We start from the raw sequence: 21,592 nt of genomic DNA on the forward strand, positions 1-21,592 counted from the left end.
TTTAGTTCTAAGTTGTCTTTTATTGTGAAAACAACTATAATATTAGTATGTCATTAATGGATAAATCTAATAAATAGGGTGTTAACTATGTCTGAAAAATTTAAGCTTGAAACTGAATTTATTACTTTAGGTCAACTACTAAAAGAGATGGGTGTCATCGAGACTGGTGGTCAGGCTAAATGGTTTTTACGTGAAAATTCAGTGCTTCTTAATGGCAGTCCTGAAGATCGTCGTGGTAAAAAGTTGCATGTTGGTGATGTCGTTGTCGTCGGTGACCAAACATTTGAAATTGAATAAATGTTTGTAAAAGAACTTAAACTTCAAAATTACCGTAACTACGAATCCTTACAAGTCAATTTTTCACCCGCAATCAATGTATTTTTGGGAGAAAATGCTCAAGGCAAGACCAATTTATTAGAGGCTATGTATTTTTTAGCTTTAACAAGAAGCCATCGAACATCAAATGACAAGGATTTAATCAGGTGGGGCAGTGATTTTGCAAGAATCTCCGGTACTGTGATCAAAGATAATGCCAGTCGACTGAAATTGGACTTGGTCATTAGTAAATCTGGAAAAAAAGCCAAATTGAATAATTTAGAACAACGTAAATTATCCAGTTACATTGGTAATTTAAATGTTGTTCTTTTTTCTCCAGAGGATCTTTCAATCGTGAAAGGTAATCCTGGGATTCGTCGCAAGTTCATTGATATGGAATTTGGCCAAATGTCGGCGCAGTATTTGAAGACAATGAGTCAATTCCGTTCCGTTTTAAAACAACGCAATGCATACTTAAAAAAACTTCAGCATCATCAAGCGAAAGATATGATTTATTTAGATGTTTTATCAGATCAATTCGCAGCGTATTGTGCGGAAGTTGTTTTTTCGCGTTTACAGTTTTTACAAAAGTTACAGAATCATATTGAAAAGATCCATGCAAACATAACTGAGGACAATGAAAAACTCAAAATTGTTTACAATACCTTTTTCAAAACTGACGGAAAATCTCTTGAAAATATCTATGACATTTTCAAAGAAAATTTCAAGAAAAACTACCAAAAAGAAATTCAACGTGGTGTGACGCTGTTTGGCCCGCATCGCGATGATATTAAATTCATGGTCAACGAAAAGAATGTTCAAGATTTCGGATCACAAGGTCAACAACGTTCAGTTGCTTTGAGCTTGAAATTAGCGGAAGTTGAATTGATCAAGGATCAGGTGGGCGATTATCCAATTTTACTATTGGATGATGTTTTATCAGAACTTGATCACAAGCGGCAGACGCATTTGTTGTCATCTATCAAACCAGGGATTCAAACGTTCATTACCACAACCTCGATTGATGATGTCGATCCGGAATTGGTCAAAAATCCTAATATCTTAAATATTAATAATGGCAAAGTTCAACAGGAGGAGATTTAATGGCTGAAGACAGAAAAGCTGAGCTGGAAAAGAAAGAAGAAAAAGTCGAAGAATATGACGCAAGTCAAATTCAAGTTCTTGAAGGACTAGAGGCTGTTCGTAAACGTCCCGGTATGTATATCGGTTCTACTAGTAAACAAGGATTACACCATCTTGTTTGGGAAATTATTGATAATGGTATTGATGAAGCTTTAGCTGGTTTTGCTACAAAAATCGAAGTTACTGTTGAGCCAGATAACTCCATTACTGTTACCGATGATGGACGTGGTATTCCTGTTGATATTCAAAAGAAGACAGGTAAGCCAGCTCTTGAAACGGTTTATACAATTTTGCACGCCGGTGGTAAATTCGGCGGTGGCGGTTATAAAGTATCTGGTGGTTTGCACGGTGTTGGTGCTTCCGTTGTTAATGCGTTGAGTAGTCAGCTCCAAGTTGAAGTTGTTCGTGCCGGCAAACGTTACGGTATCGACTTCGAACGTGGAAAAGTTAAAGATCCAATGCATATCATCGGGGATGCCGGTGAATTTAAACATGGTACACGTGTTCATTTCGTGCCGGATCCAGATATTTTTACCGAAACAACTGTTTACGATGATAAAGTTTTAACAACTAGAATTCGTGAATTGGCTTTCTTAAATAAAGGTTTGAAATTAACTTTTACTGATAAGCGAGCTGATACAGCTGAAAAATTAGTTTTCCACTATGAAGGTGGAATTAAGAGTTACGTTGAATTCATGGATAAAGATAAAGAGGTTCTGTTTGATGATCCGATTTATCTTGAAGGTGTTCAAGACGGTATTACAGTCGAAGTTGCTTTGCAATATACCGATGAATATCACACTAACTTGATGACATTCGCTAATAACATTCACACCTATGAAGGTGGTACGCACGAAGTTGGTTTCAAGACTGCTTTGACACGTGTTATTAATGATTATGCTCACAAAAATAAATTACTAAAAGATACTGAAAAATTGTCTGGTGAAGATGTTCGTGAAGGAATGACAGCAGTCGTTTCAATCAAGCACCCGGACCCACAATTTGAAGGTCAAACAAAGACAAAACTTGGTAACAGTGATGCTCGAACAATCACAGATCGTTTGTTCAGTGAACACTTTATGAAGTTCTTGATGGAAAACCCTAATGTAGCTAAGAAGATCATTGAAAAGGGTTCTCTTGCTACGAAGGCTCGTCTAGCTGCTAAACGTGCGCGTGAAGTAACTAGAAAGCAAAATGGTTTGGAAATCAGTAACTTGCCAGGTAAATTGGCTGATAACTCAAGTAAAGATCCAGCAATTTCTGAATTATTCATTGTCGAGGGTGATTCTGCCGGCGGTTCTGCAAAAACTGGCCGTTCACGTTTGACACAAGCTATTTTGCCTATTAGAGGTAAGATTTTGAATGTTGAAAAAGCATCAATGGACAAGATCTTGGCTAATGAAGAAATTAGAACTTTGTTTACAGCTATGGGAACTGGGTTTGGCGAAGATTTTGATATTGCTAAAGCTAGATACCACAAAGTTATTATCATGACCGATGCCGATGTCGATGGTGCCCACATCAGAACCTTGTTGTTGACACTACTTTACAGATATATGCGTCCGGTTGTTGATGCAGGCTACGTATATATCGCTAAGCCACCTTTGTATCAAGTTCGTCAAGGTAAGATGATGCGCTACTTTGATACAGATAAAGAAAAAGATGATTTTGTTGAACAATTGCCACCAAAACCAGAGCCAAAGATTCAACGTTACAAGGGTCTTGGTGAAATGGATGCGGATCAATTATGGGAAACAACTATGGATCCAGACAAGAGAAGATTGGACCGGGTTAACCTCGATGACGCTATCGAAGCTAACGAAATTTTCTCAATGTTAATGGGTGATAAAGTTGAACCTAGACGTGAATTCATTGAAGCAAATGCGCGTTATGCAGAAGTAGATTATTAGGGAGGATGGCAATTTAATGGCAGAGCATAGAATAGAAAATGTTAACTTGACAGAAGTCATGAAGAATTCCTTTGTTGACTACGCTGCCAGTGTTATCGTGTCACGTGCGTTACCAGATGTTCGTGATGGCCTCAAACCCGTTCATCGTCGTATCCTTTACGGTATGAATGAGTTAGGTGTTACACCTGACAAACCATACAAGAAGAGTGCCCGTTTCGTTGGTGATATCATGGGTAAATATCACCCCCACGGTGATTCAGCTATTTATGAATCAATGGTTAGAATGGCGCAGGATTTCAGTTATCGTTACCCATTAGTTGATGGACACGGTAACTTCGGATCAATTGATGGTGATCCACCTGCTGCTATGCGTTATACCGAAGCAAGAATGAGCAAAATGGCAGTTGAAATGTTGCGTGATATCAACAAAGATACTGTTGACCTTGTTCCTAACTACGATGGTGAAGAAAAAGAACCAATGGTTTTACCAGCTCGTTTCCCTAACTTGTTAGTTAATGGTGCAACTGGTATCGCCGTTGGTATGACAACTAATATCCCTTCACATAACTTAAAAGAAGTTATTGATGCATTGCATATTTTGATGAAAAACAAAGATGCGACTGTTGCTGATTTGATGAAAGTTATTCCTGGACCTGATTTCCCAACTGGTGGTATCATCATGGGTCGCTCAGGTATTAGAAAAGCTTACGAAAACGGTAAGGGAACAATCATCCTCCGTGCTAAAGTTGATGTTGTAACGAAGAAGAGTGGCGCTGAACAAATCATCGTGACTGAGCTTCCATACATGGTCAACAAAGCTAAGTTAGTTGAGCGTATCGCTGAATTAGCTCGTGAAAAGAAGCTTGAAGGTATCACAGATTTAAACGATGAATCCGACCGTGAAGGTATGCGGATCGTTATTGATATTCGTCGTGATATGAGTGCTTCCGTTGTTTTGAATAACCTTTACAAATTGACACAACTTCAAATTTCATATGGTATCAACATGGTTGCCATCGTGGGTAAGACTCCTAAAGTCTTCTCACTTAAAGGCATCTTAGTTGAATACTTGAAGCATCAAGAAGTTGTTATCAGACGTAGAACTGAATTTGAATTAAGACGTGCTCAAGCTCGGGCTCACATCCTTGAAGGATTAAGAATCGCTTTGGATCACATTGATGAAATCATCAAGATTATCCGTGGTTCAGAAACTTCAGCGATTGCTAAGCAAACTTTAATGGATCGTTACAAGCTATCTGACAAACAATCACAAGCTATCCTTGATATGCGTTTGGTTCGTTTGACAGGTTTGGAACGTGAAAAAGTTGAAGCTGAATATCAAGAATTGTTAGTTAAGATTGCTGACTATGAAGATATTTTGGCTAAACCAGAACGTGTCGATAAAATTATTTATGATGAATTGCTTGAAATCCAAGAAAAATTCGGTGATCCAAGAAGAACTGAAATCCGTGCTAGTGAAGTTGCTAACATCGAAGATGAAGATCTGATTGAAGAAGAAAATATCTTGGTTGTTCTAACACACAATGGTTATATCAAACGTTTGTCTGCGGATGAATTCCGTGTTCAAAATCGTGGTGGCCGTGGTGTTCAAGGAATGGGTATTCATGATGATGATTTCATCGAACATATGATTTATACATCAACTCATGACCGTCTCTTGTTCTTTACCAATGCGGGTAAAGTTTATCGTATCAAGGGGTATGAAGTTCCTGAATATGGCCGTACAGCTAAGGGAATTCCAATTATTAACCTCTTGAATATCGAAAAAGGCGAGAAGATCGAAACAGTTATCAACGTCGACAAAGATGTCGATCCAGACAATTCATACTTGTTCTTTGTAACTAAGTACGGAACTGTTAAACGTACACCAGTTAGTGACTTTGCTAATATCAGACACTCTGGTTTACGTGCGATTACTTTGCGTGACGAAGATGAATTGAATAACGCCTTCTTAACTGATGGTAGTAAAGTTATTATCATCGGTACTCACAAGGGTTATGCCGTGACATTTAAGGAAGATGATGTTCGTCCAATGGGAAGAACAGCTGCCGGTGTCCGTGGTATTAAGCTTCGTGAAGAAGATTACGTTGTTGGCTCATCAATTGCTGAAGCCGACCAAGAAATCCTAACTATCTCAGAGAATGGTTACGGTAAGAGAACTGCAGCTACTGAGTACCCAATTAAGGGTCGTGGTGGTAAAGGTATCAAGACTGCTAACGTTACTGAGAAAAATGGACCAATTGCTGGTTTAACAGTTGTTGATGGCGATGAAGATATCATGTTGATCACTGATAAAGGTGTCATGATTCGTTTCGGCGTTCAAAGCGTCTCACAAACAGGTCGTGCAACACTTGGTGTCAGATTGATCAAGGTCGATGATGATTCAATCGTTTCAACAATGGCTAAAATTGCGGACGACGATGCTGATACAGATGAAGATGGTGAATCAGCTCCAACTGACGCACCAGATACAACAACTGATTCAGCTGACTCAAGCAATACAGACGATTCAAATGATTCAACAGACGAAAATACAACTGACAATGAATAAAAATTAATCGTTTCTGCGTACTTTAGATATGTACCTCTATGAGAGGTTACGTGTCAGGCAGAAACGATTTTTTTGTTTGCCGTCTCCGGGTGTGAGAAGAATGATGTATGCTGTGGGACCGCCTGGAGCCAAGGTCTCCAGGCTCGGTTTTGAACTTCGGAAAGTTCACCCGAATTTCAAAACACGTCCGTGGTGTAAGCACTGCTTCGCAGTACTAACGCCACCTTCACTGCATACATCATTCTTCTCACACCCTTCGACTAGTTTGTTGGTTGTAGATTTGGTTGATCTTTGGGATAAAATTAGTCATAGATTTAAATTTATGAAGGGATGATATTAGTAGTTAATTCGAACTTAACTAAATAATGTTAATCCTGAGTAAAATTCAAATTTAGAGGCCAATTCAAATCATATAAATATTCTAGCTGGAGGGGGCAAGTGATGGAGTCCAGCAGTGACAGTGGTGTTAGAGCTTTAGCTCTTACTCCACGGACGTATTTTGAGATTTGCGGTTTTTGCAAAGCTCAAAATCGAGCTTGGAGACCTTGGCTCCAAGCGGTCCCACAGCAGGACTCCATCACTTGCCACCGGAAGCGGCAGTGAACAGTTACAAACCAAGTTTTAAACCCAGAATTTGTCCTAGTATTTTGACTCAACTTATGATAGAATTATCATTCGTGAGTATAAAATGTAGTTAATTTATGCTCCTTGTTCTTTCTTTGAGAAGGAACCATTAGACCATAAGGAGGTGTACAGTCATGGCTGAAGCACATTACGAAATCACATATATCATTAAACCTGATATGGAAGAAGACGCAAAGAAGGTATTGATCGATCGTTTCGATAAGATCCTTACTGACAACGGCGCCAAAGTAATCGACTCAAAAGACTGGGAAAAGAAACGTTTAGCATATGAAATCGCTAATTATAAAGAAGGTATTTACCATATCGTAAATGCTGATTCTGATAACGATGAAGCAATTAACGAATTCGACCGTCTTTCAAAGATTGAAGATAACATTCTTCGTCACATGATCGTTAGACGCGAAGACTAGTCTTGTTTCACGTGAAACAATTAAGGAGGCAGATAAATGATTAATCGAGTAGTTTTAGTTGGACGCCTGACACGTGATCCTGAATTGAGATATACTTCTAGCGGAGCGGCAGTTGCCAGTTTTACAGTTGCTGTAAACAGACAATTTACCAATTCTCAAGGAGAGCGTGATGCCGATTTTATCGGTTGTACTATTTGGAGAAAAGCTGCCGAGAATTTTGTCAACTTCACTAAGAAGGGTTCACTTGTCGGTATTGATGGACGTATTCAAACAAGTTCATATGATAATCAACAAGGTCAAAGAGTCTACAGAACAGATGTTATTGTAGAAAACTTCTCCTTGCTTGAATCTCGTGCTGAAAGTGAAAGACGTGATTCTGGTAACGGTAATTATTCAAATAACAACAATAATCAAGCTCCTAGCTATAATAATTCCAACCAATCAAATCAGTCTCCATTTAGCAATAACAATAACAACAGTGGTAATAGCAACTTCGGTGGCAACAATGCCGCTAGCGGTAGCAATTACAACAATAGTAGTAGTAACACCAATAATAATAACAATAATCAATCTAACAATAATAACAGCAGTAATGGCGATCCTTTTGCTGACAACAGTAAACCAATTGACATTTCTGATGATGATTTACCATTTTAATATAGAAGGGAGCAATTAATAATGGCCCAACAAAGAAGAGGCGGACGTAGAAGACGTAAAGTTGACTTCATCGCTGCTAACCATATCGAATACATCGATTACAAAGATACAGATTTACTAAAGAGATTTATCTCAGAACGTGGTAAGATTTTACCAAGACGTGTTACAGGTACAAGTGCTAAGAACCAACGTAAGCTTACTGTAGCTATCAAGAGAGCAAGAATCATGGCTCTACTTCCATTCGTTGCTGAAGACTAATTCTTAATTAAAGACTACTTTGCCGGTAGTCTTTTTTTGTTGGAAATTTATAGTGAAAGGACTCTGAATTTATTCCAGAGTCCTTTTTGTCATATATATTTGACATTATGTAAAATTCGTTTTAAAATCCAATTGTAATGTATATATGACATTTTTGTGAAAGGAGAAAGTCATGAATCATGTTCGTGAATATCGCCGAACTTTAAAATTATCACAGTTAGCTCTGGCTCAAGAAGTTGGTGTGGCCAGACAGACAATCAATTTGATTGAGAACGATAAGTATAATCCATCATTAGATTTATGTTTGAAACTGGCTTGGACTTTACAAACTGATTTAAATACACTTTTTTGGAGGGATAAAAATGAAAGCTAAATGGGATAATAAAGTACTCAAATGGTTCTTTGGAGTGCCAGGAGTAATCGATGAGAGAGTAAAAAATGAAATAGGTCACTATGCTATTAAAACAGTTATTATACTATTGGGTTTTGAAACGTTATTTTTTCTAGGAAGTTTTGTTTATGCGACGGAATTTATACATGATTTTGAGAACTTCTTTTACATAACGACAATAATTCAATTTTTTGCTGTTCTGTGGATTGTTGTATTGTTTGCAATTCGTCCATTACATCGTACTGGAATAACTGATCAAGAAGTTACAAAACAAAGTAAAACTAAATATGTAAAAACACTGCGTAGTAGATGGTTAAAAATGATACCGCTTACTTTCGCTTCTTTCTGGTTTTTAAGTTCAATTTTTGAATTTTCTAGTCAAAGTTTAATTAGCGAATTGTTTAGTAGTGCTGAATTGGGCGAATCATTACTATTCACGATCTTTTTCAATGGAGCAATGTACTTTTGGGAAAAGTCCCATGTTCGAATTATCGAAGATGATAGTTTTAAGTAAAACGCTTACGTCAATAATTATTTTCGATGCTATATATGAAGAAAGAAGAAGTCGCCTGTGATAAAATTAAAGGGTATATCTAAGAGGGGACTATTATGAAAAAGATAAAAGCTAATCTGAAATTCTTCCTTTCGCGAGTTGATCATTCAACTCAACTCACAGCGGTCTCTTTGATTGTTATGTTATTTTCGATTTTAATAGTTGGCTTGATTCATGGCTCTGTGGCCGGATACATTCAAGCTATATTAATAATTATTTCGTTAATCTTATTTGTTTATTTGTTCCTATTATTGGGTGAAAAAGCAGGTAAGTATACTAACAATTTGCAGTATCGAATTGATCGGGGAACAGACAACAGTTTTGTAGAGTATCCATTAGGAATACTGCTATATGATTCTGATAAACAGATTCAGTGGGTTAATCCTTACTTTGTCGAAGAAACGGGATTCAATCCATCTAATAGCATGACCATCGGCGATGTATCATCTGAATTGGCAAGCATGATCGATGATGAAACACATGCAGATGATAAAACGATTCAGATAGATGACAAGTATTATTTAGTTCAAGTTCAATCAGAATTAAAAGTTATTTATTTAATGAATATTACGCATTATTCCAAAATTGAGAAACGTTACGAGGAAAATCGTTCCGTTATTGGTCAGGTTTACTTGGATAATTACGCGGAAATTACCCAATCGATGAGTGACCGTGATATCTCGAATTTGGACAATTATATTACCAATGAGCTATCAAATTGGGCTTCAGAACAACAAATGTTCTTGAAACGAATTGATGATGATCACTTCTTTATCATGGCTTACACAGGCCGAATTTTCGATATGGAAAAAAATGGTTTTAAGATTCTAGATGTTATTCGTGAATACACTTCACAACAAAATGTGCCATTAACTTTGAGTATGGGCTTTTCATATGGTGTTGATGATTTGCATAAATTGAACGATGAAGCACAAAAGAATCTTAATTTAGCTTTGGGTCGTGGTGGTGATCAAGTCGTCGTTAAAGAAATTGGCGAAAAAGCTCGTTTCTACGGTGGAAACACTGATCCGATGGAAAAGAGAACTCGTGTCCGGGCTCGGATGATTAGTGAAGCACTTCAAGAATTGTTGAAGGATAGTGACCAAGTTATTGTTATGGGTCACTCACATCCCGACATGGATGTTTTAGGATCATCCCTAGGTATCAGACGGATTTCAATGATGAACAACACACCATGTAAAATCGTCATTAATCCGAATACTTTGCATTCAGACGTCAGTCGTTTACTCGGTATGATTGATGAAGATCCCGAAATTAAAAAGGATATCATTTCACCAGAAGAGTCAGAAGCAATCAAGACACCAAGAACTTTGATCGTAATGGTCGATCATTCCAAGCAAAGTATTTCCATCAATCCTGATCTCTTCAATGGCGATAATAATAAAGTTGTTGTCATTGATCACCATAGACGTGGTGAGGAATTCCCAGAGAATCCAATGTTGATCTATATTGAGCCTTACGCATCATCAACTAGTGAATTGATTACTGAAATGCTTGAATATCAACCTAAGAACAAAAAGGCTGTCGAGAAAATTGAAGCTACAGCTTTACTTGCTGGTATTACGGTTGATACGAAGTCATTCTCACTCAGAACCGGAACGAGAACCTTTGATGCAGCCAGTTATTTACGTTCAGTGGGTGCTGACGAAACGGTCATTCAAAATGTTTTGAAAGAGAATATTGATTCCTTTATTCAAAAGAGTCATTTGATTGAAACAATTACGATGGTCAATGGCAACATGGCAGTCTGTTTCGGTGAAGAAGATAAATCTTACGATCCAGTTATTGTTGCCCAAGCAGCCGATACATTGTTATCATTAGATAATGTTGAAGCATCATTTGTCATTAGCAAACGTCCGGATGGTCGTGTGGGTATTTCAGCACGTAGTTTGGGTAATGTTAACGTTCAAGTCATTATGGAGAAACTTGGCGGTGGTGGACACTTGTCTGATGCCGCAACTCAAATTTCTGATTCAACGGTCGAGGATGCCAAAAATCAATTAGTTGATGTATTGACTGAATCTAATAATAAGAATTAAGAGGAGGATTCATATAATATGAAAGTTATTTTCCTAGAAGACGTTAGAGGTAAAGGTAAGAAAGGTGAATTAAAGAACGTGGCTGATGGTTACGCTCAAAACTTCCTTATTAAAAACAAAAAAGCTATTGAAGCAACAACTGCTAATGTAGCTAAATTAAAGGCTGAACAAAACCGTGAAGCTAAAGATTATGAAGCTGAAAAAGCTGAAGCAAAAGTTTTAAAGGGTAAGATTGAAGACGACAAGACAGTTGTTGAAATCTCTGCCAAAGCTGGAACTGATGGTCGACTATTTGGCTCAGTTACAACTAAGAAAATTTCTGAAGAACTAAAAAATCAATATGGAATTAAAGCAGACAAACACAAGATGACATTAGCTGATGGTGTTAAGTCACTCGGATATATTAACGTTCCTGTTAAATTGTTCGAAGGTGTCGAAGCTACTATTCGCGTGCACGTTGCTGAAAAGAAGTAGGATATAAATGAATAATGATATAACTTCAAGAATACCGCCCAATGATAAGGATGCTGAGCAAGCCGTATTAGGAGCGGTTTTTCTTACTCAAGATGCGTTAATTGAAGCAATGGAATACGTTGAAGCAGAAGATTTTTATCAACATGCTAATCAATTAGTTTTCCAAGCGATGATGAATTTGAACGATGAGGAAGAACCAGTCGATGTTGTGACGGTTCAAAATGAACTCGATCGGTTAAATCAAATTGAAGATATTGGTGGCGTAAGTTATTTAGCTGAATTAGCCAGTGCAGTTCCAACCGCAGCTAATACAACTTACTATGCCAAAATCGTTAAAAATAAGTCGACTTTACGTCGTCTGATTAATGCTGCAACAGGAATCGTTCAACGAAGTTTTGAAGAAGACGAAGACGTTGACAGTATTATCGATCTTTCCGAAAAAGAAATTATGGATGTTTCTGAAAATAGGAATCACAAAGGTTTTAGACGGATCTCTGATGTTGTTAAATCATCATTCGAAGAGATCGATAAGCTCTATGATCAAGACAGTGACGTGACTGGGCTTTCAACTGGTTACAAAGATCTTGATGCAATGACAACTGGTTTACATAAAGATGAATTAATTATTCTTGCTGCTCGTCCTGGTGTTGGTAAAACAGCCTTTGCCTTGAACTTAGCTCAAAATGCGGCTACTAAGTCGAATGCAACTGTAGCCATTTTCTCTTTGGAAATGGGTGCGGAATCATTAGTTAACCGTATGCTTTGTTCTGAAGGTAGTATTGATGCCAATTCTTTGAGAACAGGTAAATTAGATGAAAATCAATGGAACAGTTTGGTCGTTGCCATGGGTAGTTTGTCACGGACCAATGTTTATATTGACGATACCCCTGGTATTAAGATGGCTGAAATTCGTTCAAAATGTCGTCGTCTGTTAAAAGAAAGTGGCAATTTGGACTTAGTTATCATTGATTATTTGCAACTGATCGAAGGTACTGGTCAAGAAAATAGACAACAAGAAGTTTCGGTTATTTCTCGTAATTTGAAAAAATTAGCAAAAGAATTACATGTACCAATAATCGCATTGTCACAGCTTTCCCGTGGTGTTGAAGCTCGTCAAGACAAAAGACCAATGTTGTCAGATATCCGTGAATCTGGTTCAATTGAACAGGATGCGGATATCGTAGCCTTTCTTTATCGTGATGATTATTATCGTGATGAAGATGGTGATGACAACAATAATAGTGAACCACAAGAGGAACCAGAAGATCCTGATGTAGGTGAAGTTGAAGTAATTATCAGTAAGAACCGTTCGGGTCCTCGTGGAACCGCTAAGTTATTGTTCGTGAAATCTTATAATAAGTTTTCATCGATCGCGAATATTCCAGAAAATTAAATAGTGTAGGTGTAGAAGAAATATGACAACAGTTGTTGTAGTAGGTACCCAATGGGGCGATGAAGGTAAAGGTAAGATTACCGATTATTTCAGTGGTGAAGCTAACATTATTGCACGTTACCAAGGTGGAGATAATGCTGGACACACTCTCAATATCGATAACAATGTTTACAAATTAAGATCCGTTCCATCAGGTATTTTGTATTCAGATAAGACTAGTGTTATTGGAAATGGTGTCGTTTTAAACCTTGAGTCACTTCAAGAAGAACTTGGCCGTCTTCACGATCAAGGTGTAGATACAACTAATTTGAAAATTTCTAACCGCGCACAGTTAATCTTGCCTTACCATATCGAACTAGATAAGCTTCAAGAGGCTGCTAAGGGCGATTCTAAGGTCGGAACAACTAATAGAGGTATTGGACCTGCTTATACTGACAAAGCATCACGTGTGGGTATTAGAATGGCTGATATTCTTGATAAAGAATTGTTCAAGGAACTATTAACTGAAAACCTTAAAGCTAAAAATGAACTATTTACAAAGATCTACGGTGCTGAACCAATGAACTTTGATGATATTTTTGAAAATTATTATCAAATTGGTCAAGACTTAAAAGACCGTGTTATCGACACATCTGCCTACTTGAACCGTGAACTAAAGAACGGTAAAAACGTATTATTCGAAGGTGCACAAGGAATCATGCTTGATATTGACCATGGTACTTACCCTTATGTAACTTCATCAAATCCTGCTGGTGGTGTAACTACTGGTGCCGGAGTTGGTGCTCCATTGATCGACAATGTGATTGGCGTTGTTAAAGCTTATACATCACGTGTTGGTGCTGGTCCATTCCCAACAGAACAACTAAATGACACAGGTGATTTCTTAAGAGAAGCCGGACATGAATACGGAACAGTTACACATCGTCCACGTCGTGTGGGTTGGTTGGACCTTGTAGTTCTAAAACACTCATGTAACGTTGCCGGAGTAACACACTTGTCACTTAACTGTTTAGACGTTCTAACAGGCCTAAAAGAAATCAAAGTCTGCACAGGCTACGATTTGAACGGCAAGATCATCGACGAATATCCAGCAAACTTAAATGTGTTAGCTAAATGTAAGCCAGTATATAAGACATTCCCAGGTTGGGACGTTGATATGACACAAGCTAAGAGCTTGAAAGACTTACCACAAGCAGCATTAGATTATTTGGACTTCATCAAAGACCAATTAGGCGTTGAATACGCTACAGTTTCAGTTGGTCCTGATAGAGAACAAACAATTGAAGTAAATGACGTTTGGAAAAACTAGAGAGCGGAACAAGGGCGGTTAGCTCCTGAGCATTTTCGTATCTTTGTGAATTGCACGCTGATTTTTGCGGGCGATTTACAAAGATATGAAAAACGGAGGGAGTTGCCCTTGTGTAGCTCGTTTCAATATAAGAGAGCAGAACAGGCCCGGGAATTTCCGAGCATTTTCGTAGGACTGTGAATTGCTCGCCTTTTGCGGGTGATTTACAGTCCTATGAAAAGCGGAAGAAATTGGCCTGTGTAGCTCGTTTCAGAGCCACTGCCTATATAACCAAAAAGGGCACAACAGTACCAAAAAACTAACTAAAAAAACTCAACTAAATTCAACAAACAACGAAAAAAATCGATCCGGAGAAGTTTTAGACATTCTCCAGATCGATTTTTTATTTTCTCCAAAACTAAATCCTTGCCAATAAAAAATAAGATGTTATTATAATTATAACAAGTTAATAATAAAGTAACATCTAAAAGAGAGAAGGATTATTTTTATGACAAAATATGCATTAACAGGCGTTACCGGACACTTTGGTAGCAACGCAGTTCAAGAATTAGCTAAATTGGTAGCACCCACAGACATCATCGCTTTAGCAAGAAATACTCAAAAAGCCGAATCCATCGTCCCTGCAGGTGTTGAAGTACGACCTGGCGATTATACTGATGAAAAACAATTAGAGGCATCCCTTCAAGGAGTCGACCGGTTACTTTTGGTTTCATCACAACCAGGCGGTCCAGTAGCTCGTTTGACACAACACGAAAATATCATTACTGCTGCTAAGAATGCTGGTGTAAAATATATTGCTTATACAAGTTTCCCACACGCTGACAAGGCAACTGTGCCATTAGCTGCTGACCATACAGCTACAGAAAAATTGATTCAAGAATCAGGAATGGCTTATTCATTCTTGCGTAACAATTGGTATTTGGAAAATGAAGGTGCTGGTTTGAAGGCTGCCGTTAAAGGACAACCATTAGTTTATACAACTGGTGATAGCCAAGTAGGTTGGGCTTTGGAAAGTGAATATTCTGAAGCTGCTGCGAAAGTTTTAGCTGCTGAACAAACTAAATCAGTCTATGAATTTGCCGGCCAAGGTCGGACATATCCAGATTTGATTACTGCCTTGGGAGACGCTAAAGCAGTTGCCATGACAGATGATGAATATAAAAAACAACTTGAAGCTGCCGGTATGGACGAAGGTACAGTCGGAATTATCATTTCTATTCAAGATTTGATTTCATCCGGTGCTTTGGAAGAAACAACGACTGATTTACCAGAAGTACTTGGTCGTGAGTTGACACCAATTAAAGCTGCTTTACAAAAGGTTGTTAATGAATAGTTTGTCATCGACGCGCCACATGCTATGATATTAAAAGGTATTTAGAGTAACGCATGTGCTGGTTGATTTATAGCTGCCAATTTAAATTATGTATATGATGTATTTTTTTCCATAATTTGCTATGTATTTAAAGATTAAAGGTTGCCTATAAATCTTGTTACTTTAACAATTCAAAATAAAAAAAACGAATACACAAGCCGGAAGAAACAAGAATTTAGGTCGCTGTGCAGGTGGCGTTAGGACTTTAGTCCTTACACCACGGGACGAGTTTTGAAACTCGCGCTTTTTGCGAGGTTCAAAATCGAGATTCGAGACCGCTCTTTGGCTCGAATCGGTCCCCATAGCGACCTAAATTTCTTGTTCCTGGAGGCGGCATATTTAACTAGCAGAGTGCGTTAGGGGGCGTATACTATGAAATTTTCCAATAAATTAAGCGATGGAGTTCACATCTTAGCGTACATTGATATTTGTAAAGATGGCGATCTCTCTAGTGCTGCTATTGCTAGTAGTATTGAATCCAATCCTAGTTTAGTCCGTCGGATGATGTCACGCTTGAGTAAAGCTGGTTTGTTGATCAGTCGCCCAGGCGTAGTAGCACCGAAACTAGGTCGACCGGCAGATGAAATTACACTTTTAGACGTATACCGAGTGATGGAAGATAACCAAAATCTGCTTCATATCGATGAAAAGACGAATCCTGCTTGTATTGTCGGTGGAAACATTCAAGAAACACTGACAGATATTTATGATCAGATTCAAAAGAATGCTGAAGACAGTATGGCACAAGTTACCTTACAACAAATTATCGATAGTATTTTAGTAAACAATCAAAAGAAACAATAAAAAGACAATTCCTTTTCTGAAAATTAGATGGGGAATTGTCTTTTTTAGTGAAAATGATTTAATTGTTAGTATCAGTTGAGATGAGACCTTTTTGAAAATTAATGAAACGTCCGCTATTACGACTGAAAGTTAATGTGTAATAATAGCTGTTATCCTTGCTAAGTTGTTTGATATAAACACGTGTATAACGAGGGACGTCGGAAATTTGATAACCAACAATACTTGAATTGCTAATACGAGCATTAGAATTTTTGGCTAAAGCATAGAGACCATTGTTACTGTTGTCAGGATTCAAACCTAGGTTGATTGAGATTTGGTTGAAGTTTCCGGGTTCGTTCGCATTAGTAGCAGTCAAGTTTGAATTGATAATGGCTGTTTTGAGACGTTGTAAGAAAGCTTTAGCTTCATCATTACCTGATTTTCCAAGTGCGATGTCTTGCAGAACAAATTTAGGCGGATACTTGTTAGACTTAGTGTTAAGATACTTAGCTGATTTGATGGTGTCGCCTTTGTAATAGAGACGATAACGGTAGCTGACAATTGTTTTAGTATCGTCGTAGCGGTTGCAACTGATGGTGATGTATTTACCCGTTGCATCTTTACCAAAATTCAAAAGTGTCATTTTGGCAATATAACGATGTGGTTTTGCATGAACTCGTTTGAGTAAAGCCTTCTCTTGGTCATTGGATAAAAATGATAACTCTTTAGTATTATCATAGTCATCATTGATTGTGCTGACTAAATTGACAGCCTCCTGTTTAACTTTAGTCATGTCACCATCATCAATATCGATAGCCTTTGGAGCGATATCTTCGTCAATATTATGGGGATTAACAATCAAAGAGAAGGGAATCGAAATCGAAGCAATTCCATCAACTGTTTTATCTTTGATTTTTCCAAGATTAAGGGCATAAGCGGATCCAATTATTACTAACAGTAGAAGAATAATGATCCATTTAGTATATTTTTTGTTTAATTTTTTCAAAATTTCCACCCTTTATTTGCAGGATAATTTACTATATATAATAACAAGATGAACTAGATATTTGGGGAAAATAATGAAAGATAAGAAAGATTTAAAGAGTAAGACCAAATCAGAACATTATTTGATGATGAGTGCCGGCGTTGTTGGTGTCGTAACTGCCATCATCTTCTTTATTATGCTTTCACGTGGTGTCGTTAATGCGGTTGTAACTTCGAAAATATCTAGTCAGTATCAAGATAAAGAATTAGAAGTTTTAAAGACTGATTTAAACTATCGAACTTTGAATTTCATTGGTAAAGTGATTGATGTCAGTGATGGTGTGGTTATTACTAAAAGTAATATTCAGAAATATCATGAACTTGAAGATTATATTCAAGCTCGAAAAGATCGGACAAAGGAAGTCGCTGAATTATACGATGGTAAGAGCGACTACCGAGACGACGTGACTAGTTCGAAAATTAATGATTTAGATAAGACGTTGTTAAAAGAGAAAAATCAGGATATTTATCAAAAACAACGGAATAAATTAGATACGATTCAAATTTGGTATGAGCAAACTCAAGATGCTGACAAATATTTAAGTAAAACTTGGGAAGCTTTTAATTCCGACAATGGAAGCTTGAGTTTTAAAAAGATTTCCATGGTTAATACCTATTATAAATTAGTTAAAAATAAAACAGTTAAAAAACGCTGGGGTGAAGCAGTTACTAAAATGGACGATTATTTTGCTAATCATCAAGGTGAAAGTTCCCGAGTAGCAGCTGTTAAACAAGAATTAGCAGCACTCAAGGATGCTCCACTGACTGAGAAGTACACGCCAGCAAGTGTTGATATTGTTTCTAGTTTAAACTCAACAACAGGTGCTTCAGATGCCCTAACCCAAGCTGGAATTACTGGTAAGAACGTTCTTTATTACAATTCAAGTAAGAATACTTTGGCCTTGATGACACGTGTCAGTGGCAAATATGTGGCTGAAAATGGTTATAGTAATGTTATTAGTTCGCAAGTCAGCTCTGGAAAATATACAGTTAAAAAATTAATCAATGCAAGTAGTTCGGATGCGATTATTACCGATAGTAGTAATAGTAACTTCGGTCAATATGTTTCAAGTGCGACTGACAGTAGCTTGAGTGCTTTGGACGTAACTAATCCTGACAATACGACCGCTGACTTCAATTCAGCGACACCAGTCTTCTGGTTCAAGAATAACTCTGCTTTGAACAGTTCCATCTACTTTAGTAATGGTTCAACAATTGGCTTCATTTATGCTGGTGGAACAAGTTATAACAATGGTATGCAAATTAGTTCATCAGACTTGTCTAATTTGATGTCACAAATCTCTTCTGGAATAACATTCTATGTTAATTAGGGGCTAATTATGCGTAAGAAAGAAATGGAACACAGATTAATTAAAAAAAGAAAAAAGTGGCCGTGGATCTTATTAACAATCGTCGTATTAATTGTTTTGAGTATTGGAGCATTTTGGTGGAAGTATGGCTACGATATTAAAAATACCATCGCCGATGGCTACTCATACAGTCAAAGTTTGAAGAAGTCCGACTTTCATCCCAAAAATTCAACCGTTATATATGACCGTAACGGTAAAGAGATTAAAAAGTTGTCGCAATCTAGCTCGAATTATACTTCGATCAACGATATTAATTCTAAAATCAGTAAAGGGTTAGTTGCGGTCGAGGACCAACGTTTTTATATTCACCACGGGGTTGATCCCTATGGGATTATGCGATCAACTGTTTCGACACTGCTGCATCGTCGAACTGAAGGTGGTTCAACTTTAACGCAACAACTAGTTAAGAATGTTATTTTGCAAGATCAATCGCAAAATCTCACACGTAAGTTGAAAGAAATGGTTATCGCACAACAACTTGAGAAGAAATTTACGAAGCAACAAATCCTTGAGTTTTATATTAATGATGTCTACATGGGTCACGGTTCTTACGGCTTTAGTGCCGCTTCTGATTACTATTTTTCACAGAATCAAAAAGATTTATCAATTGATAAATTAGCCGTCCTAGTCGGAATACCGAATAATCCGGTTTATTATGATCCGGTAGCTTTCCCACAACGGACAGTAAAACGCCGCAACATGATTTTATATATCTTCTATCAACGTGGTTTGATTTCCAAGAAGACTTATCAGACTGCTCGAACGAGACCATTAGGCTTGAAGATCAATGAGCGAAAATATGATAATGATGTTTCCAATAATTATGCCCTGAGTTACGCTGTCTTCAATGCAACTGAGGAATTAATGAAGTCAGCTGGCTTTACGATGCGCTATGATTTTAAAGATGATGCTGACCGTAACGCCTATAACACCAAATATCAACAAGCGTATGAACGTGCACATGGTCAATTGATGGATGGTGGTTATACGATTAGAACGACGATTGACGAGACGGTTCAAAGTAAGGTTGAAGCACTCGTTAATAATACTTATAAATCTTATACTGGCCGGGATGTTCACGGAAAACTAGCACCACAAGTTTCAAGTACCGTGATTGATAATAAAACAGGTGACGTTATAGCGATAGTTGGTGGCCGAACAACTGATGGTGATCAAGTTAATCGGGCGATAAGTGGTTATCGTCAACCTGGATCGACTGCTAAACCACTTGTAGCTTATGCACCAGCATTTGAACGTGGTTACTTGCCACAAAGTAGCGTGATTGATTCGGCTATCGGGACGCCAACTATTCATAACTGGTACAGTGGCTATACTGGTAGCAATACCTTACGTCATGCGCTGGAAAACTCAATCAATACGATTGCTTATAAACTAGCTGCTTCTGATACAAAACATACTTACTACGATGATTTAGTGAAGATGGAATTTGCACGCTTAAGTCCTGGACAAAAAGCTGATCCACGTTTAGCTATTGGATCGTTCACATATGGTACGACAACAACTGAAATGGCTTCAGCTTACAGTTCATTCTCTCGTGGTGGACAATTTATTCATCCAAGTAACTTGTCGAGCATTTATGATAATGATAACGACCGTTATATTTATCAAAATACTCATATGAAGAAGTCAGTTTATACGAAGAATGCTAGTTATATGATGTTAAATACGATGCAATCAGTAATCACTGACGGTTTAGGTAAGGCTGCTGCGTTGGATAATTACAAGTACACAGCCGGTAAAACAGGTACGACAGATGATACGAAAGATTCTTATTTTGTCGGAATGACGCCTAGCTTTACCATTGCCAATTGGACGGGTAACGACGTGCCATCAACTTTGACACAGAGTGAAGATGCCTTGACGATGCAAGCCTTTAAAGCTGAAGGTGAGTACCTAGTTGATTATATGAAGCAAAAAGAAACTAATTTCAAAAAACCAAATACAGTCACAGTCAGCGGTAGTAATTTAACAGTCAATACCAGCAACGAAAAGCCAAGTATTCAAGATATTATTGATACTGACTTCTCGAAGTATAATTCTGACCAAGAAAGTAAGAATACTAACCGTCTTTACAACCTTGATTACCGAATTATCTATCACTTAACTAAGAAAGAAGAGTTTAAGCGTGAAGATAAGGTTCAAAAGGCAATCGATAAGTATAATGAGACACCGATTACCAAGGAATCACAGTATAATAAGAAGTTAAGTGAATTACAGAAGATTCGTTACTTGAATGCCAATGTGAAACGTCAAAGTGCCAAGATTGATTTCAATAAACAGATTCTGGAATTACAAAAGGATTTGAATATGAGTCAGGCGATGTTCCAAGCAGCTAAAGATAATAAGAAGGTTGCTGAATATGAGGCTGAAAAAGAAACAATCGAAACACAACGAGCTCAAAAACGTCAATCGATGGTTGATAAGTTAATGCCACAATACAATTCACAGCTTCAAAAGGTTAAGGATGCGTATAAGAATGATGATTCAGATAAAGCTGATCAAAAACAAAAACTAATTGATATCATGAATGAGATTCGAAGCTATGGTGGGAATGTCCCTGATGTCAAAATTGATGCCAACGGTAATTCTACGACTAGCGGCAGTAGTGGTAGTTCAAGTTCATCAAGTTCAACAACGGACTCATCACTGACAGATTCAAGCAGTAGTGATTAGAATCACTTATGCGTTAGTTAAATATGCCGCCTCCAAGAACAAGAAATTTAGGTCGCTATGGGGACCGATTCGAGCCAAAAAGCGGTCTCGAATCTCGATTTTGAACCTCGCAAAATACGCGAGTTTCAAAAATCGTCCCGTGGTGTAAGCACTAAAGTGCTAACGCCACCTGCACAGCGACCTAAATTCTTGTTCCTTCCGGCTAGTTTATTATTTGTTTTTGATTTATAGATAAATAT

The 21,592-nt window shown here is 37.6% G+C and carries 18 protein-coding genes; 17 read left to right on the forward strand and 1 reads right to left on the reverse strand.

Annotated elements, in window-relative coordinates:
- Positions 1 to 87: 87 nt before the first annotated feature.
- The 15 genes from yaaA to FD31_RS07500 all read left to right on the forward strand — a co-directional run bounded on the left by yaaA (position 88) and on the right by FD31_RS07500 (position 16,266).
- Positions 88 to 297 carry a S4 domain-containing protein YaaA gene (gene yaaA / locus FD31_RS07430; protein WP_057892138.1) on the forward strand — a complete coding sequence of 70 codons (210 nt, stop codon included), beginning with the start codon at positions 88 to 90 and terminating at the stop codon, positions 295 to 297.
- On the forward strand, positions 298 to 1,419 hold the full coding sequence (gene recF, locus FD31_RS07435) for a DNA replication/repair protein RecF (RefSeq protein WP_057892139.1): 1,122 nt from the start codon (positions 298 to 300) through the stop codon (positions 1,417 to 1,419).
- Entirely contained in the window at positions 1,419 to 3,368 is a 1,950-nt protein-coding gene (gene gyrB / locus FD31_RS07440; RefSeq protein WP_057892140.1) for a DNA topoisomerase (ATP-hydrolyzing) subunit B, read from the forward strand. Before recF ends, gyrB begins: the two co-directional genes overlap by 1 nt.
- A 16-nt stretch (positions 3,369 to 3,384) precedes the next feature.
- The gene (gyrA, locus tag FD31_RS07445) at positions 3,385 to 5,940 is read left to right on the forward strand and encodes a DNA gyrase subunit A (protein WP_057892141.1); all 2,556 of its coding nucleotides are present in this window, start codon (positions 3,385 to 3,387) and stop codon (positions 5,938 to 5,940) included.
- Between the two features lie 758 nt (positions 5,941 to 6,698).
- On the forward strand, positions 6,699 to 6,995 hold the full coding sequence (gene rpsF, locus FD31_RS07450) for a 30S ribosomal protein S6 (RefSeq protein ID WP_057892142.1): 297 nt from the start codon (positions 6,699 to 6,701) through the stop codon (positions 6,993 to 6,995).
- Positions 6,996 to 7,031: 36 nt separating this feature from the next.
- Positions 7,032 to 7,652: a single-stranded DNA-binding protein gene (ssb, locus tag FD31_RS07455; RefSeq protein WP_057892143.1), complete on the forward strand. Its 621-nt coding sequence runs from the start codon at positions 7,032 to 7,034 to the stop codon at positions 7,650 to 7,652.
- Between the two features lie 21 nt (positions 7,653 to 7,673).
- Positions 7,674 to 7,910, forward strand: a complete 237-nt coding sequence (gene rpsR / locus FD31_RS07460; RefSeq protein WP_025085410.1) for a 30S ribosomal protein S18 — start codon at positions 7,674 to 7,676, stop codon at positions 7,908 to 7,910.
- Between the two features lie 172 nt (positions 7,911 to 8,082).
- Complete coding sequence (locus tag FD31_RS07465) at positions 8,083 to 8,283, forward strand: helix-turn-helix transcriptional regulator (protein WP_057892144.1); 201 nt, start codon at positions 8,083 to 8,085, stop codon at positions 8,281 to 8,283.
- Positions 8,273 to 8,815: a DUF3278 domain-containing protein gene (locus tag FD31_RS07470; protein ID WP_057892145.1), complete on the forward strand. Its 543-nt coding sequence runs from the start codon at positions 8,273 to 8,275 to the stop codon at positions 8,813 to 8,815. The genes FD31_RS07465 and FD31_RS07470 overlap by 11 nt, the downstream gene beginning before the upstream one ends.
- A 95-nt stretch (positions 8,816 to 8,910) precedes the next feature.
- Positions 8,911 to 10,914, forward strand: coding sequence for a DHH family phosphoesterase (locus FD31_RS07475; protein WP_057892146.1), 2,004 nt, complete (start codon positions 8,911 to 8,913; stop codon positions 10,912 to 10,914).
- A gap of 18 nt (positions 10,915 to 10,932) precedes the next feature.
- Positions 10,933 to 11,388 carry a 50S ribosomal protein L9 gene (gene rplI / locus FD31_RS07480; RefSeq protein WP_057892147.1) on the forward strand — a complete coding sequence of 152 codons (456 nt, stop codon included), beginning with the start codon at positions 10,933 to 10,935 and terminating at the stop codon, positions 11,386 to 11,388.
- Positions 11,389 to 11,395: 7 nt separating this feature from the next.
- A complete protein-coding gene (gene dnaB, locus FD31_RS07485) occupies positions 11,396 to 12,781 on the forward strand; it encodes a replicative DNA helicase (RefSeq protein ID WP_057892148.1) in 1,386 nt (461 codons plus the stop codon).
- Between the two features lie 22 nt (positions 12,782 to 12,803).
- A complete protein-coding gene (locus FD31_RS07490; protein WP_057892149.1) occupies positions 12,804 to 14,090 on the forward strand; it encodes an adenylosuccinate synthase in 1,287 nt (428 codons plus the stop codon).
- Positions 14,091 to 14,577: 487 nt separating this feature from the next.
- Positions 14,578 to 15,423 carry an NAD(P)H-binding protein gene (locus FD31_RS07495; protein ID WP_057892150.1) on the forward strand — a complete coding sequence of 282 codons (846 nt, stop codon included), beginning with the start codon at positions 14,578 to 14,580 and terminating at the stop codon, positions 15,421 to 15,423.
- 411 nt (positions 15,424 to 15,834) lie between these two features.
- The gene (locus tag FD31_RS07500) at positions 15,835 to 16,266 is read left to right on the forward strand and encodes an Rrf2 family transcriptional regulator (RefSeq protein ID WP_057892151.1); all 432 of its coding nucleotides are present in this window, start codon (positions 15,835 to 15,837) and stop codon (positions 16,264 to 16,266) included.
- 58 nt (positions 16,267 to 16,324) lie between these two features.
- Here FD31_RS07500 and FD31_RS07505 read toward each other — a convergent pair whose 3' ends face one another.
- Entirely contained in the window at positions 16,325 to 17,251 is a 927-nt protein-coding gene (locus FD31_RS07505; protein WP_057892152.1) for a hypothetical protein, read from the reverse strand.
- 73 nt (positions 17,252 to 17,324) lie between these two features.
- Here FD31_RS07505 and FD31_RS07510 point away from each other — a divergent pair, with 73 nt between their 5' ends.
- Both FD31_RS07510 and FD31_RS07515 read left to right on the forward strand, forming a co-directional pair.
- The gene (locus FD31_RS07510; protein WP_057892153.1) at positions 17,325 to 18,620 is read left to right on the forward strand and encodes a hypothetical protein; all 1,296 of its coding nucleotides are present in this window, start codon (positions 17,325 to 17,327) and stop codon (positions 18,618 to 18,620) included.
- Between the two features lie 9 nt (positions 18,621 to 18,629).
- A complete protein-coding gene (locus tag FD31_RS07515) occupies positions 18,630 to 21,353 on the forward strand; it encodes a transglycosylase domain-containing protein (protein WP_083483618.1) in 2,724 nt (907 codons plus the stop codon).
- Positions 21,354 to 21,592 lie beyond the last annotated feature (239 nt).

Origin of the sequence: Companilactobacillus nantensis DSM 16982 (assembly GCF_001435815.1) — a bacterium.
Lineage (GTDB): Bacteria > Bacillota > Bacilli > Lactobacillales > Lactobacillaceae > Companilactobacillus > Companilactobacillus nantensis.

Bases quoted from the DNA above. Each gene is read 5' to 3' on its own strand.
- dnaB (WP_057892148.1), top strand. From the start codon at position 11,396: ATGAATAATGATATAACTTCAAGAATACCGCCCAATGATAAGGATGCT.
- rpsR (WP_025085410.1), top strand. From the start codon at position 7,674: ATGGCCCAACAAAGAAGAGGCGGACGTAGAAGACGTAAAGTTGACTTC.
- FD31_RS07495 (WP_057892150.1), top strand. From the start codon at position 14,578: ATGACAAAATATGCATTAACAGGCGTTACCGGACACTTTGGTAGCAAC.
- FD31_RS07490 (WP_057892149.1), top strand. From the start codon at position 12,804: ATGACAACAGTTGTTGTAGTAGGTACCCAATGGGGCGATGAAGGTAAA.
- recF (WP_057892139.1), top strand. From the start codon at position 298: ATGTTTGTAAAAGAACTTAAACTTCAAAATTACCGTAACTACGAATCC.
- FD31_RS07515 (WP_083483618.1), top strand. From the start codon at position 18,630: ATGCGTAAGAAAGAAATGGAACACAGATTAATTAAAAAAAGAAAAAAG.
- FD31_RS07500 (WP_057892151.1), top strand. From the start codon at position 15,835: ATGAAATTTTCCAATAAATTAAGCGATGGAGTTCACATCTTAGCGTAC.
- rpsF (WP_057892142.1), top strand. From the start codon at position 6,699: ATGGCTGAAGCACATTACGAAATCACATATATCATTAAACCTGATATG.
- FD31_RS07475 (WP_057892146.1), top strand. From the start codon at position 8,911: ATGAAAAAGATAAAAGCTAATCTGAAATTCTTCCTTTCGCGAGTTGAT.
- FD31_RS07510 (WP_057892153.1), top strand. From the start codon at position 17,325: ATGAAAGATAAGAAAGATTTAAAGAGTAAGACCAAATCAGAACATTAT.
- FD31_RS07470 (WP_057892145.1), top strand. From the start codon at position 8,273: ATGAAAGCTAAATGGGATAATAAAGTACTCAAATGGTTCTTTGGAGTG.
- ssb (WP_057892143.1), top strand. From the start codon at position 7,032: ATGATTAATCGAGTAGTTTTAGTTGGACGCCTGACACGTGATCCTGAA.
- yaaA (WP_057892138.1), top strand. From the start codon at position 88: ATGTCTGAAAAATTTAAGCTTGAAACTGAATTTATTACTTTAGGTCAA.
- gyrA (WP_057892141.1), top strand. From the start codon at position 3,385: ATGGCAGAGCATAGAATAGAAAATGTTAACTTGACAGAAGTCATGAAG.
- gyrB (WP_057892140.1), top strand. From the start codon at position 1,419: ATGGCTGAAGACAGAAAAGCTGAGCTGGAAAAGAAAGAAGAAAAAGTC.
- rplI (WP_057892147.1), top strand. From the start codon at position 10,933: ATGAAAGTTATTTTCCTAGAAGACGTTAGAGGTAAAGGTAAGAAAGGT.
- FD31_RS07465 (WP_057892144.1), top strand. From the start codon at position 8,083: ATGAATCATGTTCGTGAATATCGCCGAACTTTAAAATTATCACAGTTA.